Consider the following 14,327-nt stretch of genomic DNA (forward strand, 5'->3'; position numbering starts at 1 on the left):
GGCGTGTTCACGACGGTGCAGGACGTCGCGCAGACGGTGCTGTTCCTGTCGGCGTTCCCGAGCGCCGCGCTCACGGGTCAGTCGTTCATCGTCAGCCACGGCTGGTTCATGCAATAACGTCCTCGCCTCCCTGACGGGAGGCGATTCCCGCACCACGTCCATTCTCACGACTCGTGATGGCGTACCGTCGCTCGACGGTATGCCATCCTTCTCCGCCGTGTACGGCGGGATTTCTCGGAGCAACTGATGAAACCGCACGCGCGTACAGAAAAGCAGGCCGTCGATGCGGCGGACCTGCAACACGAAGCCGGCGCGCCGGCCGCTGCGCGGTCGCTGCCATACGAAACGATCGCGCTCGTCCTGCAGGGCGGCGGCGCGCTCGGCGCGTATCAGGCCGGCGTGTTCGAAGGGCTGCACGAAGCCGGCGTTCCGCTCGACTGGATCGCCGGCATCTCGATCGGCGCACTCAACACCGCGCTGATCGCCGGCAATGCGCCCGAACATCGCGTCGAGCGGCTGCGCGAATTCTGGGAAACGATCTGCCGGCCGGCATTCTTTCCCGCCATTCCGGCCGCGTTCGAGTTCGCACTGTTCAACAGCGTCGACCAGATCCGCACGTTCTTCACCGCGTCGCAGGCCGCGAGCGCGATGATGCAGGGCCAGCAGGGCTTCTTCGTGCCGCGCTTGCCGCCGCCGCTGCCGGGCGTGTCCGATCATCCGGAAAAGATCAGCTGGTACGACACGTCGCAGCTACGCGCGACGCTGCTCAGGCTGTGCGATTTCGACCGGATCAACTCGGGCGAGACGCGTGTGTCGGTCGGCGCGGTCAACGTCGGCACCGGCAACTTCGTGTACTTCGACAACTCGCGCATCCGCCTCGCGCCCGAGCACTTCATGGCGTCCGGCGCGCTGCCGCCCGCGTTCCCGCCGGTCGAGATCGACGGCGAGTACTACTGGGACGGCGGCGTCGTATCGAACACGCCGCTGATGGAAGTGCTGCGCGCGCGTCCGCGACGCGACACGCTCGCGTTCCAGGTCGACCTGTGGAGCGCACGCGGGCCGCTGCCGCGCACGATGGCCGACGTCGCGGAACGCACGAAAGACGTGCAGTATTCGAGCCGCACGCGTTTCGTCACCGACACGCTGCAGCGCGAACAGCGCTACCGCAACGTGCTGCGCCACGTGCTCGAGCAGGTGCCGGAGGAGCAGCGCAAGAACGACCCGTGGTGCGTAGAGGCTGAAGCGATGTCGAGCGGGAAGAAGTACAACATCCAGCACCTGATCTATCAGCAGAAGGCTTACGAGCACCACTACAAGGACTATCAGTTCGGTCTGTCGACGATGCGCGACCACTGGAGCGCGGGTCTCGACGACATCCGCAAGACGCTCGCGGTCAAGGACGGCCTCGCGCTGCCCACCAACGACGCAGGCTTCGTCACGCACGACATTCACCGCAGCCGGTAATGACGCGTGCGACGGACCGGCGCGCTGCCTGCGCCGGTCCGTCCTCCTTTCCGATTCGACATGCCGATTTTCATTGCACTGTTCGCGCTCATCGCCGTGGGATGGGGCGCGGTTCATCTGTTTCACGTCATCGCCGCGCAGTTCGGCCAGCCGGTCGCGATCGCGGCCGCCTTGCTCGCCGCCGCGATCCTGATCGCGCTGATCGCGTGGTGGATCAAGCGCCGTCGCGACATCGCACCGAACGCGAAGGAACAAGGCTGGACCCACGTCGTGCATCGCGAGTGGGGCGACGTGCGCGTGTCCGCGACGCAGGGGCTGCTGTGGCTGTCGCATGACGGTGCCGACGGCCGCTATACGTTGTCGCAGCTCGACGGCTGCGAAGCCGAGCCGATCGACGGCCGCTGGCATCTGGTCGTGCGTGTGCGCGACGCCGTACGCGGCGAATGGAAGCTGCCGATGATGGGCAAGCGCGATGCGCGGCGCTGGGCGCGCGTGCTGACGCTCGCGAAGGACAGCCGGCTATAACGAGCCGCTGACGCGTGCCGACGCCGGCACGACCGCGCGCGACGCCAGACGCCCGCTGCTTTCTAGCGCGCGCCGAGCGCCCATAACGCGTCGAGCACGTGCTGGGTCGACCGCTCGACCGGGCCAGCCCGATGCGCGATGCCCAGTTCGCGCCACAACGCCGGACGCAGCGGCCGCATGACGATGCGTGCATCCGGCAACGGAGCGCCCGCCTCGTGCGGCAGCAGCGTCGCGCCGTAGCCTGCAGCGACCAGACTCTTGATCGCATCGTTGTAGTTGAGTTCGATGCGCGGCTCGGGGCGGTGACCACCGAGCGCGAACCACTCCGTCGTGAGCCGCGACAGGCGGGTGGTCGCATCGTTGAGAATCAGCGGACGCGCGGCCAGATAGGCCGGCGTCACACGCGCCGGAAGCCGCCAGTCCGCAGGCAGAAAGGCCAGCACCGGATCGCGCCGCCACGCGCGGATCGAGAGCCCCGCGACCGCCGGCTGCGGCAGCGCCACCAGTCCGACGTCGAGCGTGCCCTGCGCAATGCGCGCCAGTGTGTCGTGCGACGTGAGCACGGCGATCTGAACATCGATGTCCGGATGCCGCTCGCGCAGCCGGGCCACCGCCTGCGGCAACAGATGGGCGATCGCCCCGGTCGATGCGCCGAGACGCACCCGCCCGGTCAGCCCCTGCACTTGTCGCTCCACGTCGTCGAGAGTCGACTCGACCTCGGCCAGCAGACGGCGCGCCCGCTCCACCAGCACCGCACCGATGGTCGACGGCTGCACGTTGCCGCGCGTGCGCGACAGCAACGGCGCACCGATGCGGCTTTCGAGTTCGGCGACATGAAGGCTGACCGTCGGCGGCGCAAGATGAAGCAGTTGCGCGGCGGCCACGAAGGATCCCTGGTCGGCGATCGCGACCAGCGTACGCAGTCGATCCAGACTGATCTCGCGCATTCCCACCTCTCGTTCAGAAAATCTGAATTTCACAATCAGGAAATTCAACTTTTCCTATTCTAGGCGTTCGATGGACGATACGGCTTTCCCGACATCCGAAGCGAGAAACGCGACCATCATGAGCCTCTCCACTGTCTACATCGACGGCGACCAAGGTACGACCGGCCTGCAGATCCACGCGCGCCTGCGGGATCGCACCGACCTGCGGCTCGTCACGCTGCCGGATGCCGAGCGCAAGAACCCCGCGCGGCGCGCCGAAGCGATCAACGCATCCGATATCGCGATTCTGTGTCTGCCCGACGCCGCCGCGCGCGAAGCAGTCGGCTTCATCCGGAATCCGGCGGTACGCGTGATCGACGCGAGCTCGGCCCATCGCACCGATCCGGAATGGGTCTACGGTTTTCCCGAGATGGCCCGCGGACATGCGCAGACGATCGCGCACGCGCGGCGCGTCACCAATCCGGGCTGCTATCCGACGGGCGCAATCGGCCTGCTCCGGCCGCTGCAACAAGCTGGCCTGCTGCCACGCGACTATCCGGCGAGCATCCATGCCGTGTCCGGTTACTCGGGCGGCGGCCGCACCGCCGTCGACGAATTCGAATCGAACGGGGCCGCACGCACGAAACCGCTGCAGGTCTACGGCCTCGCGCTCGCGCACAAGCACGTGCCCGAGATCCAGCTGCACGCCGGGCTCGCGCATCGTCCGCTGTTCGTGCCGGCTTACGGCGCCTATCCGCAAGGCATCGTGCTGACCGTGCCGATCGAGCTGCGCCTTCTCCCGGCCGGCGTGACCGGTGAGTTGCTGCATGCGTGTCTCGCGCACCATTACGCTGGCGCGCGCCACGTCGAGGTCACGCCGCTCGCGGAAACGCGCACGATCACGCATCTCGATCCGCAAGCGCTGAACGGTACGAACGACCTGCGGCTTGGCGTGTTCGTGAATGCCGAGCACGGCCAGGTGCTGCTCTCCGCCGTGTTCGACAATCTCGGCAAAGGGGCATCCGGCGCGGCCGTGCAGAACCTCGATCTCATGCTCGGTGCGGCGAAAGCGGCGTAAGCCTCAGGCGGCCATCATCATCGGCCGGCCCGGCGCATCGCGGCCGCCGGTGCGTCGGTGCCTGCGGCACGCTACCGGCTCGCGACGCGTTCGCGAGCCGTCAACGGGCGTTTGCCGACGCTTCTTGCATGCCCCCGTAAAAGCTCACCTTTGGCCGATTTCAGGCCGCATCGTCACCCGCCGCGGCATTCAACCCGGCAAGTGCCTCCGCGAGAAAATCGACGCACACGCGCACTTTCGCCGAAGCCGCGACGCGTTCGGGATACACCGCCCAGATGTTCGCCGGCTGAATTACATCCGCCAGCACGCGGCGCAGCGCGCCGCGTTCGATCAGCGGCCCCGCTTCCCAGATCGAGCGCAGCACGATCCCGCGCCCGGCCAGCGCCCATTGCACGGCCACCTCGCCGTGGTTCGTCGACAGCGCGCCGCCGACCTTCACCGTTGCCGTTTCTCCGCGCAGGTTCAGCCGCCAGACGCCGAGCGGATGGTCGCGCTCCTTGATCGCGAGGCAGTCGTGCGATGCGAGATCCGCGAGCGTGCGCGGCGTGCCGCGCCGTGCGAGATAGTCGGGCGACGCGCACAGCACGCGATAGTTCGCGGCAAGGCGGCGTGCGATCAGGTGATCGGCGATCTCGTCGCCGATGCGCACGTCGAGGTCGTATCCTTCGCCCGCGACGTCGACGAGCCGGTCGAACAGATCGAGCCGCACGTTCAGTTGCGGATAGCGCGCGGAGAAGTCGAGCAACGCCGGCGCGACGACATGACGGCCGAAGCCGAAGCTGCTCGAGATGCGCAGCGTGCCGCGCGGCACCGTGCGCGTGGTCGACACGTCCTCGACGAGATGGTCGACGTCATCGAGAATCTTCTCGGCACGCGCGAACACGCGTTCGCCGGCCTCCGTGACCGTCACGCGGCGCGTCGAGCGATGCAGCAGCCGCGTGCCGAGCTGCGCCTCGAGCAGCGCGATGCGCTTGCTCACATATGCGGGCGATACCGCGAGCTGCTCGGCCGCCGCGCTGAAGCTCGTCAGGCGGACGACCAGGCTGAAGACGCGCAGGTCGTCGAGATTCGGCGATTTGTTCACGATTCGTGGAAAGTCGATTAACCTTTCGCACGATTTTAATCTGAATGGAAATAAATAAAATGGTGCCGTGTTCCGCTGCGCACGCTGCCGGCGGCCCGACCAGCCAAGGAGGCTTGCATGAGCGACAAGACGTACAAGATTGCCGTCATCCCCGGTGACGGCATCGGCCGTGAAGTGATGCCCGAAGGCCTGCGCGCGCTCGACGCCGTGACGGCGCGCTTCGGCATCCGTTTCCAGTTCGAGCAGATCGACTGGGCGAGCTGCGACTACTACGCCCAGCACGGCAAGATGATGCCGGACGACTGGAAGGCCCGGCTCTCGGGCATGGACGCGATCCTGTTCGGCGCGGTCGGCTGGCCCGCGACGGTGCCCGATCACATTTCGCTGTGGGGTTCGCTGCTGAAATTCCGCCGCGAATTCGACCAGTACATCAACCTGCGGCCCGCGCGCCTGTTCGACGGCGTGCCGTCGCCGCTCGCCGGCCGCAAACCAGGCGACATCGACTTCATGATCGTGCGCGAGAACACCGAAGGCGAATATTCGTCGGTCGGCGGCACGATGTTCGAAGGCACCGAGCGCGAAGTGGTGATGCAGCAGTCGATCTTCACGCGCCACGGCACGGAGCGCGTGCTGAAGTTCGCGTTCGAGCTCGCGCAGCGCCGCGCGAAGCGCCTGACCGTCGCGACGAAGAGCAACGGCATCGCGATCAGCATGCCGTGGTGGGACGCACGCGCGGCCGAGATGGGCGAACGCTATCCCGAGATCGCCGTCGACAAGCAGCACATCGACATCCTGTGCGCGCGCTTCGTGCTGCAGCCCGACCGCTTCGACGTCGTCGTCGCGTCGAACCTGTTCGGCGACATCCTGTCCGACCTCGGGCCGGCCTGCACGGGCACGATCGGCATCGCGCCGTCGGCGAACCTGAACCCGGATCGCACGTTTCCGTCGCTGTTCGAACCGGTGCACGGCTCCGCGCCGGATATCGCGGGCCAGTACGTCGCGAACCCGATCGCGATGATCTGGTCGGCGGCGATGATGCTCGATTTCCTCGGCAACGGCGCGGGTCGCGAACACGAGGCGCACGATGCGATCGTCGCTGCGATCGAGGACGTGCTTCGCACCGGGCCGCGCACGCGCGATCTCGGCGGTCAGGCGGGGACGCAGGAAGTGGGTGAGGCGATCGCGGCGCGGATCGCCGGCTGACGGAACGTCCGAAGGCGCGCGGCTGTGAAATGTTCGATCGATGTCATGCTCAAGAGTGAGCAGCACGACTGACTGCCGCGCACCTTCGCCGATTCCCACGCGCACGCCGGGATGCGTGCATGTCGATGTCGAACGGTGAGCTGGATCGCGCATCGATTCACACCGATTGAATCTCACCACCATGCGTGCATGCAGCAAGTGCGCCGCCGATGTCGCATTCGATCCGCATGCGAGCAACGCTTCGGTCAGTGCAACCGCACCGTTTCCTGCGAAGATCGATCGGTGAGATGCAGCGCGTGAAGAATCACACCGTCCCGCACGAAATACCTCCTCTCCCGAAAACGCTCACCTCAACCCGCGGCTCCCGTATTCCCTCACCGTTGAGCACAGGCGTCACGCTCGATGCACAATCGAGCGCGTCCGCGCGACGCCATCGTGCTACGTCACAGCCCAAGATCGGACAGACCGGGATGATCGTCCGGACGGCGACCGAGAGGCCAGTGGTAAAGGCGATCCGCTTCGCGAATCGGCAGGTCGTTGATGCTCGCGTGGCGATGTGCCATCAAGCCGTTTTCGTCGAACTCCCAGTTTTCGTTCCCGTATGAGCGGAACCAGTTGCCGGCGTCGTCATGCCATTCGTATGCGAATCGCACCGCGATGCGATTGCCGCCGAACGCCCACAGCTCCTTGATCAGCCGGTAGTCGAGCTCGCGCGTCCATTTCCGCTGCAGCAGCCCGACGATCTCGTCGCGGCCCGTCACGAACTCCGCACGATTGCGCCACCGGCTCTGCGGCGTATAGGCAAGCGAGACGCGCTGCGGGTCGCGCGTGTTCCACGCATCCTCCGCGGCACGCACTTTCTGGCGCGCCGTATCGAGCGTGAAGGGCGGAACGGGCGGACGAACTTCCGGGGAAGCGGACATGGGATGCTCCTGTTCAAGGTTGGGGCTGCGCACGAACGCAGCCGGTTGGGACGCGTTACTTCGACGCTCGAGACACCGTATCGAGCAAAAGTTCGGCGGTTGCGCGCGCATCGCGCGCCGCGGTCGCTTCGCCGCTGACGAGCGCGACGCCGATCGCGCCGTCGATCAGCACCAGCCATTGGCGCGCGATGCGGGCCAGGCCGCGACGCTCGATGCCGGCGTCGTCGGCATACGCGTCGAACCGCTCGCGCACGAACGCGAGCAAGCGCGCCTTGTGCATACGCGCGACGACGCGTATCGGATCGTCGGCGTCGGCAATCTCGCCGGACGCGTTCAGGAACGCGCAGCCGTGAAAATCGGGTTGCGAGAACCAGTCGCGCAGCACATCGAACATGCCGAGCAAGTGCGCACGCGGCGACTTGCCGCGCGCCAGCGTGGCGTCGACGAACCAGCGCATCCAGCGCTCGTCGCGGCGCTCGAGTGCGGCGACGACCAGCGCCTCCTTCGATTCGAACTGCGAATAAAAGCTCTTTCGCGCGGCACCGGATCGCTTCACGATCGCATCGACACCCGTGGCGTGGATGCCGCCCGAGTAGATCAGCGCTTCGGCCGCGTCGAGCAGTCGGTCGCGAACGGCGGGTTCGCCGGAGAAGTCATCATGTGTGTTCATGGGTTTACGGTAGAACGATCGTTCTCCATCGTCAACACCCACGTGAAAAGGCCCTGTCGTCGGAAGGGCCGAACGCCGCGTGGTTTCGATGGCGGGCAGCGCATTGCTGGCGGCGTTTACGACATTTTTTCTTGAAGCTGGCGCAGGGTGCTCACTACACTTCGGTCACCCTGTCTGGCCGAAAGGACATCATGCAGCGACCGGAATCCGCACGCGCCAAGCGTGCCTATGCGGCTTATGCGAAGCGGCTCGATGGCCGCGTCATCGTACGGCGTTTCGATCCGTGCAGCGATTCGTACGAGTCGCTGACCGCGTTGCTGCATCGCGCGTACGCGCCGCTCGGCGTCGCAGGCTTCAACTGTCCCGGTGTCGACCAGCCGGCGTCGGAGACGCGCGAGCGCATGCTCACCAGAGAGTGTTTCGTCGCGCTCGGTAACGGGCATCTGGTCGCGACGATCACGATGCAGCCGCACGATCCCGATTCGCGGTGCGATCCGTACCGCAGCCGACGCGTCGCGACGCTCGGCCAGTTGGCCGTCGATCCGGTCTGGCAGGATCGCGGCATCGGCCGTGCGCTGCTCGCGTTCGCGCAACGGCGGGCGGCCGCGCGCGGCGCGACGCACCTCGCGCTCGATGCGCCGCATGCGGCTGTCCGGCTCGTCGACTTCTATCGACGCGAAGGGTTTCAGTTGATCGACGTAATGCGGTTTGCAGGACACAGCTACGACAGCGCGATCCTGTGCAAGGCCGTTGGCGTGTCGGACGGGCGGATACCTGCATCCGACATGACGTCGATCGATGTCACGCGGCGTGCCGGAGCGGCGTCATGAAACACGAAGCCGACGACGATCGTGCGCGGCTCGCACTGAGGCATGCCCGCACACGGGCAGCGCTGCGCATGCGCGGGCTGATGAAGCTGACGGTCGTCACGATTGCGGTCACGCAACTTCTGACGCTCCTGTTCGACGCCCTGACCGTCGCGGTCGGCTACGCGCCGGAAGCCGCGACATTGCTGCTGTTCCGCTTCGTCACGTGTGCTCTCGTCAGCTTCTGGCTTCAGGCGGACGCATCCCGCGCGTATCGGCATGCGGCGAAGCGCGGGCTCGTGACGATGTCCGGTGAGCATGGCGAACTGATCGAGATCGCGCCGCAATGCCCGAAACGCTGGCTCGTCGTGTTGAATCTGCAACTCGAACCGCGATGGTTGAACGGTGAGCGGATCAGATAGCGGGCAGCGCACCAATCAATGCGGCCTGGCAGGCTGACAGGTGAGTTTGCACGTCGTTGATCGGCTCACGCATCAAGAAGGCGCCGTGACGGCGTTGCATGGTGACGTGCTGTCACGAAAGCACGGCAAGACCGTGGGCCCAGGCGGGCGATGCGACAGGGCGTCGCTATTCAGGCGCGGCAAACGAAACGGAAGGGCAGGAAGAAACCGACGCGCCGAGCGACGCGATAGTGCGGGCGGGAGCGGGACGCCGACGGGTGCGATGCATGCGCGAGTGCATGACATTGATACGTGCTGCGGAATAGAAGCGCGACCGCCGTCATAGCGTCGAGAAGAAACGCCGTGCCGTCGTTGAATTCCTCGCCTGCGCGTCACACGAAAGCACGATCGAGCCACCATTCGGCACGACGCAAACAGCTCCCGAATAATCTCACCTCACGCGTTAGTCGAAGCCGCCCTGCCTCGACAAACGCTCATGCCGACACGAACGGGGCACTCGGCAAACGTGCCGAGCCGCCCCGCCGGCACTCAGACCGTCCAGTCGAGGATCACCTTGCCGCTTTCACCGGACAGCATCGCGGCGAAGCCTTGTTCGTAATCGTCGGCTGCAAAACGATGCGTGATGATCGGCGACAGATCGAGGCCGCTTTGCAGCATCGCGACCATCTTGTACCAGGTCTCGAACATCTCGCGCCCGTAGATGCCCTTGATCTCGAGCCCCTTGAAGATCACCTGGTTCCAGTCGATCGCCGTCTGCGCGGGCGGGATGCCGAGCAGCGCAACCTTGCCGCCGTGATTCATCGCCTCGAGCATGCTGGTGAACGCGCTCGGCACGCCCGACATCTCGAGGCCGACGTCGAAGCCTTCCGTCATGTGCAGGTCGGCCATCACGTCGCGCAGCGACTCGCGTGCGACGTTTACCGCGCGCGTCGCGCCCATCTTGCGCGCGAGTTCGAGCCGGTAGTCGTTGATATCGGTGATCACGACGTTGCGCGCGCCGACGTGCTTCGCGATCGCGACGGCCATGATGCCGATCGGGCCTGCGCCCGTGATCAGCACGTCCTCGCCGACGAGATTGAACGACAGCGCCGTGTGCGTCGCGTTGCCGAACGGATCGAAGATCGACGCGAGATCGTCGGAGATCTCGGGCGGAATCTTGAACGCGTTGAACGCGGGAATCGCCAGATACTCGGCGAACGCGCCCTCTCGATTCACGCCGACGCCGACGGTGTTGCGGCACAGATGCCGGCGGCCGGCACGACAGTTGCGACAGAAGCCGCACGTGATGTGGCCTTCGCCGGACACGCGGTCGCCGATCGCGAAGCCGCGCACTTCCTGCCCCATCTCGACGATCTCCCCGACGTATTCGTGGCCGACGTGCATCGGTACGGGAATCGTCTTCTGCGCCCAGTCGTCCCACTTCCAGATATGGATGTCGGTGCCGCAGATCGCCGTGCGGCGAATCTTGATCAGCACGTCGTTGTGTCCGACTTCGGGGCGCTTCACGCGCGTGAGCGTGAGACCCGGGCCGCGCTCGAGCTTTGCCAGTGCTTTCATGGTCGCGCCTCCGTTAGACGATGCCGAGCGACTTGCCGACGCGCACGAACGCGGCGACCGTCTGATCGATCTGTTCAGGCGTATGCGCGGCGCTCATCTGCGTGCGGATGCGTGCGCGACCGCGCGGCACGACCGGGAACGAGAAGCCGATCACGTAGACGCCTTCTTCGAGCAACTTGTCGGCCATCTTGGTCGCAAGCTGCGCGTCGCCGAGCATCACCGGGATGATCGGATGCGCACCGGGCACGAGCGTGAAACCCGCGGCGGTCATCTGCTCGCGAAAACGCGCGCCGTTCTCGCGCACGCGTTCGCGCAGCTTCGCCCCTTCGTCGCTGCCGAGCAGTTCCAGCACCTTCAGCGACGCCGCGGCGATGCTCGGCGTCAACGTGTTCGAGAACAGGTACGGACGCGAACGCTGGCGCAGCAATTCGACGACTTCGCGGCGGGCCGCGACATAGCCGCCCGAGGCGCCGCCCAACGCCTTGCCGAGCGTGCCGGTGATGATGTCGATGCGGCCATCGACGCCGCAGTGCTCGGGCGTGCCGCGGCCATGCGCGCCGATGAAGCCGACCGCGTGCGAATCGTCGACCATCACGAGCGCGCCGTAACGATCGGCGAGGTCACAGATGCCTTTCAGGTCGGCGATGATGCCGTCCATCGAGAACACGCCATCGGTCGCGATCAGCTTGTGGCGCGCGCCCGCTGCGTCGGCTTCCTTCAGCTTCGCCTCGAGATCGGAGAGGTCGTTGTTCTTGTAACGGAAACGCTTCGCCTTGCAGAGGCGGATGCCGTCGATGATGCTCGCGTGGTTCAGCTCGTCGCTGATCACTGCGTCGTTCTCGTCGAGCAGCGTCTCGAACAGGCCGCCGTTCGCATCGAAGCAGTTCGAATAAAGGATGCTGTCTTCCGTGCCGAGAAACGACGCCAACGCGCTTTCGAGTTGCTTGTGCACGGTTTGCGTGCCGCAGATGAAGCGCACCGACGCCATGCCGAAGCCGTCCTGGTCGAGACCGGCCTGCGCCGCGGCGATCAGGCGCGGATCGTTCGCCAGACCGAGATAGTTGTTCGCGCAGAAATTCAGCACGCCGGCACCGCTGGCGAGCCGCACGGCCGCAGCTTGGGGACTCGCGATCTCGCGCTCGGTCTTGTAAAAACCGTCCGCGCGGATCTGGTCGAGCGTCCCGCGCACCTGGGCGAGAAAGGCATCACGCATCGCAAAGCTCCTGACAGGGATTCGCAATCCGCCGCGCGCCGCTCGTGGCGGCTGCGCAACGGCCTGCTACTGTTATAGTCGGTCGTTCGGTTGACCGCATTTATCCGATATTCCGAACTAGTATTCGAAATACCGAACAACTCTAAGCGAACGGAAACCAAATGGCAAGTTCCTCCGCGTCGCGGCGCACGCCTGCCAGCGCCGCACCGCAGCCGCCGGGCGTGACGCCGCCGCGCGTCGGCGAGCAGATCCAGCGACTGCGCAACGAGCGCAAGCTGACCCTCGACGACCTGTCGCGCGCAGCCGGCGTATCGAAGTCGATGCTCTCCGAAATCGAGCGCGACAAGGCCAATCCGACGATCGCGGTCGCGTGGCGGCTCACGAATGCGCTCGGCATCACGCTCGACGAGCTGTTCTCGCAACCGAAAGCGCCGGAGACGATCCGCGTGGATGGCCCGCACGACATCCCGACGCTCGCCGGCCACGACGGCCGCTATCAATTGCGCGTATGGGGCCCGATCGACCTGGCCGGCAAGTTCGAGTGGTATGAACTGACGCTGCCGGGCGGAGGCGCGCTGGTGTCGAACGCGCACGAACCCGGCACGCGCGAACACCTCACCGTGCTCCAGGGCGCGATGGAAATCGAAGCCGCAGCGGCGAGCCGACGCCTGAAAGCGGGCGACACCGCGCGCTACCCGGCCGACACACCTCACGCCATCCGCAACCCCGGCAAGGCCGAAGCGCGCGCACTACTGATCGTGATTCATCGCTGACGATGCGAATAGCTGGCCGAAAGGCCAGTTGCGGAAAACACTGTATGTTTGTACAGTATACGGACATTCCGCCATGCATTGGCCGGGGCCGCCGCACCGAGGCGCCCGCTCCGGTCGACAGGAGCCTGCGATGACAGAAGAACAAGATTTGGCCGCGCTCAGCTTCAAGGCTGCCGCGCACGACCTCGAGTTGATTGTGCGTCATATAGCCGGGCGCTACATCCATCAGCGCGTCCCGCTGTCGTGGCGCCTGCTGCACGCCATCGAAGCCGAGGCACTCGCTGATCTCGGGTTTGCCAGTCGGCACGAAGCCGGCCTGCGCCAGCTGTTCGAACGGCCGTCGGACATGACCTTTCCCGAAACGGATGATCCGATCGATTTCGGACGATCGAATGCGCTACCCGCTGTCTTCTCGTTCGCGGTCCTCGCGTATGAAGCCGCGGCCAGATCGCAGGAAGCGGCACCCCACGAGCGCATTCACCGCCCATCCAAGGCTTGGGGCGACTGACACCAGGCCCCGGCCGTTCGGCACGGCGGCCGGCCCCCGCATCCTGCTGCCCGCCACGTTGCGGATAGGGCTACCATATACGCAACTAACGGAATAAACAACATGTCCCTTCCCACCCCCTCCGACACGCCAGCACGCCCGGAAGAAAAGGATCTGTTCGACCGTGGCGCGTCCGACTGGATCATCTCGCCCGAAGCGGCGTTCGACGCATGGCTTGCCATGCAGGATTACCGCCGTTCGTCGGCCGACGTCTACCGCGCACAATGGGGCGCCTTTCTCACGTGGCTACGTGCACATCAGAAAAACCTGGCCACGGTCGATACCGCAACGATCGCGAATTTCGTCAGCGAGCTTCCCATCCGGAAAACACAGCGAATGCGCTATTTGAGGCTGATCGAACGCGTGCTCGATCACATCCGGCGCACCGAGCTCGCGTCCACCAACCCGGCCCGCTTCATTGCTCAGGATGGCGAAGCGGATTGGCGCCAGGCACGCGACAACGAGCCAACCGGTTTCCTGACACCGGCCGAACGCGCGAAGTTGCTGGCCTACCTGTTTTCGCCGATTGGCGTATCTGGGTCCGCATACTGGAAGGAGCGACGCGACCGCGCGCTCGTCGCCGCATTTCTCGGGGCCGGCGTGAAGACCGGCGAAGCACGCGTGCTTACGATTAGTTGCATCAATGCGGGCGGAACGTCACTGCAGATCCCGTCGACACATCCGGATTTCGCGCGCGAAACCCATCTGGCCTCGTTCGCGATCGCGTTGCTCGAAGCATGGCTCGTGGAACGCAAGCGCCAGGAGATTCCGGGCGAGCTCGTGTTTCCGGCGTCGCACGCCGGGCGGCCGATGCACAAGGCAACGATGCTGCGCGCGATCGATGCAATCGTTGAATCTGCGGGGCTCACGTCGTCACGCACCGCGCGCGCGAGCCCGCAAACGCTGCGCAACACTTACGCGGCCGAACTGTTCGAGCACGACGTGCCACCCGAGCGGGTCGGCAAATGGCTCGGCTTCATGCGGCCGATTTCGTCGAACCGTCTTCACCGCGCATGGAAAAACTGGCGCGATGATCTCGCGAATGGTGACGCGTCCGAGCAGGACGAAACTCACTGATGCCGAGCCGGCTGCTCACTCGGCATGATCCGTGAGCAGCCTTGTGCGGCGTAGCCTCA

Annotated in this window: 15 protein-coding genes and 1 pseudogene; 10 read left to right on the forward strand and 6 right to left on the reverse strand. The window is 65.7% G+C overall.

Annotated elements, in window-relative coordinates; all coding sequences use genetic code 11:
- From WS75_RS33435 to WS75_RS08890, 3 genes and pseudogenes are all read left to right on the forward strand, one after another.
- Positions 1 to 117 (forward strand): annotated as a pseudogene (locus WS75_RS33435) (3-hydroxybutyrate dehydrogenase); the annotation flags it as partial.
- Positions 118 to 246: 129 nt separating this feature from the next.
- Positions 247 to 1,464 carry a patatin-like phospholipase family protein gene (locus WS75_RS08885; RefSeq protein WP_059680144.1) on the forward strand — a complete coding sequence of 406 codons (1,218 nt, stop codon included), beginning with the start codon at positions 247 to 249 and terminating at the stop codon, positions 1,462 to 1,464.
- A gap of 60 nt (positions 1,465 to 1,524) precedes the next feature.
- Positions 1,525 to 1,989 carry a hypothetical protein gene (locus WS75_RS08890; protein ID WP_059680145.1) on the forward strand — a complete coding sequence of 155 codons (465 nt, stop codon included), beginning with the start codon at positions 1,525 to 1,527 and terminating at the stop codon, positions 1,987 to 1,989.
- A 62-nt stretch (positions 1,990 to 2,051) separates the two neighbouring features.
- On the opposite strand, the gene WS75_RS08895 is transcribed toward WS75_RS08890, so the two are convergent.
- The gene (locus WS75_RS08895) at positions 2,052 to 2,936 is read right to left on the reverse strand and encodes a LysR family transcriptional regulator (RefSeq protein ID WP_059680146.1); all 885 of its coding nucleotides are present in this window, start codon (positions 2,934 to 2,936) and stop codon (positions 2,052 to 2,054) included.
- 118 nt (positions 2,937 to 3,054) lie between these two features.
- On the opposite strand from WS75_RS08895, the gene argC reads away from it, so the two are divergent.
- The gene (argC, locus tag WS75_RS08900) at positions 3,055 to 3,993 is read left to right on the forward strand and encodes an N-acetyl-gamma-glutamyl-phosphate reductase (RefSeq protein ID WP_059680402.1); all 939 of its coding nucleotides are present in this window, start codon (positions 3,055 to 3,057) and stop codon (positions 3,991 to 3,993) included.
- 160 nt (positions 3,994 to 4,153) lie between these two features.
- On the opposite strand, the gene WS75_RS08905 is transcribed toward argC, so the two are convergent.
- A complete protein-coding gene (locus WS75_RS08905) occupies positions 4,154 to 5,077 on the reverse strand; it encodes a LysR substrate-binding domain-containing protein (protein ID WP_059680147.1) in 924 nt (307 codons plus the stop codon).
- 117 nt (positions 5,078 to 5,194) lie between these two features.
- Here WS75_RS08905 and WS75_RS08910 point away from each other — a divergent pair, with 117 nt between their 5' ends.
- Positions 5,195 to 6,280, forward strand: coding sequence for a tartrate dehydrogenase (locus WS75_RS08910; RefSeq protein ID WP_059680148.1), 1,086 nt, complete (start codon positions 5,195 to 5,197; stop codon positions 6,278 to 6,280).
- 443 nt (positions 6,281 to 6,723) lie between these two features.
- Here WS75_RS08910 and WS75_RS08915 read toward each other — a convergent pair whose 3' ends face one another.
- On the reverse strand, positions 6,724 to 7,203 hold the full coding sequence (locus tag WS75_RS08915; protein ID WP_012365039.1) for a nuclear transport factor 2 family protein: 480 nt from the start codon (positions 7,201 to 7,203) through the stop codon (positions 6,724 to 6,726).
- Between the two features lie 55 nt (positions 7,204 to 7,258).
- Positions 7,259 to 7,873 (reverse strand): TetR/AcrR family transcriptional regulator, encoded by a 615-nt coding sequence (locus WS75_RS08920; RefSeq protein WP_059680149.1) that lies wholly within the window; start codon positions 7,871 to 7,873, stop codon positions 7,259 to 7,261.
- A 191-nt stretch (positions 7,874 to 8,064) separates the two neighbouring features.
- On the opposite strand from WS75_RS08920, the gene WS75_RS08925 reads away from it, so the two are divergent.
- Both WS75_RS08925 and WS75_RS08930 read left to right on the forward strand, forming a co-directional pair.
- Positions 8,065 to 8,703 carry a GNAT family N-acetyltransferase gene (locus WS75_RS08925; RefSeq protein ID WP_059680150.1) on the forward strand — a complete coding sequence of 213 codons (639 nt, stop codon included), beginning with the start codon at positions 8,065 to 8,067 and terminating at the stop codon, positions 8,701 to 8,703.
- A complete protein-coding gene (locus WS75_RS08930) occupies positions 8,700 to 9,101 on the forward strand; it encodes a hypothetical protein (protein WP_059680151.1) in 402 nt (133 codons plus the stop codon). Before WS75_RS08925 ends, WS75_RS08930 begins: the two co-directional genes overlap by 4 nt.
- 528 nt (positions 9,102 to 9,629) lie before the next feature.
- Here WS75_RS08930 and tdh read toward each other — a convergent pair.
- Together tdh and WS75_RS08940 are read right to left on the reverse strand one after the other, a co-directional pair.
- Positions 9,630 to 10,658, reverse strand: coding sequence for an L-threonine 3-dehydrogenase (gene tdh, locus WS75_RS08935; RefSeq protein ID WP_059529060.1), 1,029 nt, complete (start codon positions 10,656 to 10,658; stop codon positions 9,630 to 9,632).
- A gap of 13 nt (positions 10,659 to 10,671) precedes the next feature.
- On the reverse strand, positions 10,672 to 11,871 hold the full coding sequence (locus tag WS75_RS08940; protein ID WP_059680152.1) for a glycine C-acetyltransferase: 1,200 nt from the start codon (positions 11,869 to 11,871) through the stop codon (positions 10,672 to 10,674).
- Between the two features lie 161 nt (positions 11,872 to 12,032).
- On the opposite strand from WS75_RS08940, the gene WS75_RS08945 reads away from it, so the two are divergent.
- From WS75_RS08945 to WS75_RS08955, 3 genes are all read left to right on the forward strand, one after another.
- On the forward strand, positions 12,033 to 12,644 hold the full coding sequence (locus WS75_RS08945) for a helix-turn-helix domain-containing protein (RefSeq protein WP_059680153.1): 612 nt from the start codon (positions 12,033 to 12,035) through the stop codon (positions 12,642 to 12,644).
- A 130-nt stretch (positions 12,645 to 12,774) separates the two neighbouring features.
- Positions 12,775 to 13,152, forward strand: a complete 378-nt coding sequence (locus WS75_RS08950) for a DUF2471 family protein (RefSeq protein ID WP_059680154.1) — start codon at positions 12,775 to 12,777, stop codon at positions 13,150 to 13,152.
- 102 nt (positions 13,153 to 13,254) lie between these two features.
- A complete protein-coding gene (locus WS75_RS08955) occupies positions 13,255 to 14,268 on the forward strand; it encodes a tyrosine-type recombinase/integrase (RefSeq protein WP_059680155.1) in 1,014 nt (337 codons plus the stop codon).
- Positions 14,269 to 14,327: the final 59 nt, after the last annotated feature.

It is taken from the genome of Burkholderia sp. FL-7-2-10-S1-D7, assembly GCF_001524185.1.
GTDB lineage: Bacteria > Pseudomonadota > Gammaproteobacteria > Burkholderiales > Burkholderiaceae > Burkholderia > Burkholderia diffusa.

Excerpts from the sequence above, each read along its gene's own strand:
- WS75_RS08940 (WP_059680152.1), bottom strand. The coding sequence starts at position 11,871 with ATGCGTGATGCCTTTCTCGCCCAGGTGCGCGGGACGCTCGACCAGATC.
- WS75_RS08950 (WP_059680154.1), top strand. The coding sequence starts at position 12,775 with ATGACAGAAGAACAAGATTTGGCCGCGCTCAGCTTCAAGGCTGCCGCG.
- WS75_RS08910 (WP_059680148.1), top strand. The coding sequence starts at position 5,195 with ATGAGCGACAAGACGTACAAGATTGCCGTCATCCCCGGTGACGGCATC.
- argC (WP_059680402.1), top strand. The coding sequence starts at position 3,055 with ATGAGCCTCTCCACTGTCTACATCGACGGCGACCAAGGTACGACCGGC.
- WS75_RS08930 (WP_059680151.1), top strand. The coding sequence starts at position 8,700 with ATGAAACACGAAGCCGACGACGATCGTGCGCGGCTCGCACTGAGGCAT.
- WS75_RS08945 (WP_059680153.1), top strand. The coding sequence starts at position 12,033 with ATGGCAAGTTCCTCCGCGTCGCGGCGCACGCCTGCCAGCGCCGCACCG.
- WS75_RS08925 (WP_059680150.1), top strand. The coding sequence starts at position 8,065 with ATGCAGCGACCGGAATCCGCACGCGCCAAGCGTGCCTATGCGGCTTAT.
- WS75_RS08920 (WP_059680149.1), bottom strand. The coding sequence starts at position 7,873 with ATGAACACACATGATGACTTCTCCGGCGAACCCGCCGTTCGCGACCGA.
- WS75_RS08915 (WP_012365039.1), bottom strand. The coding sequence starts at position 7,203 with ATGTCCGCTTCCCCGGAAGTTCGTCCGCCCGTTCCGCCCTTCACGCTC.
- WS75_RS08955 (WP_059680155.1), top strand. The coding sequence starts at position 13,255 with ATGTCCCTTCCCACCCCCTCCGACACGCCAGCACGCCCGGAAGAAAAG.
- WS75_RS08890 (WP_059680145.1), top strand. The coding sequence starts at position 1,525 with ATGCCGATTTTCATTGCACTGTTCGCGCTCATCGCCGTGGGATGGGGC.
- WS75_RS08885 (WP_059680144.1), top strand. The coding sequence starts at position 247 with ATGAAACCGCACGCGCGTACAGAAAAGCAGGCCGTCGATGCGGCGGAC.
- tdh (WP_059529060.1), bottom strand. The coding sequence starts at position 10,658 with ATGAAAGCACTGGCAAAGCTCGAGCGCGGCCCGGGTCTCACGCTCACG.
- WS75_RS08895 (WP_059680146.1), bottom strand. The coding sequence starts at position 2,936 with ATGCGCGAGATCAGTCTGGATCGACTGCGTACGCTGGTCGCGATCGCC.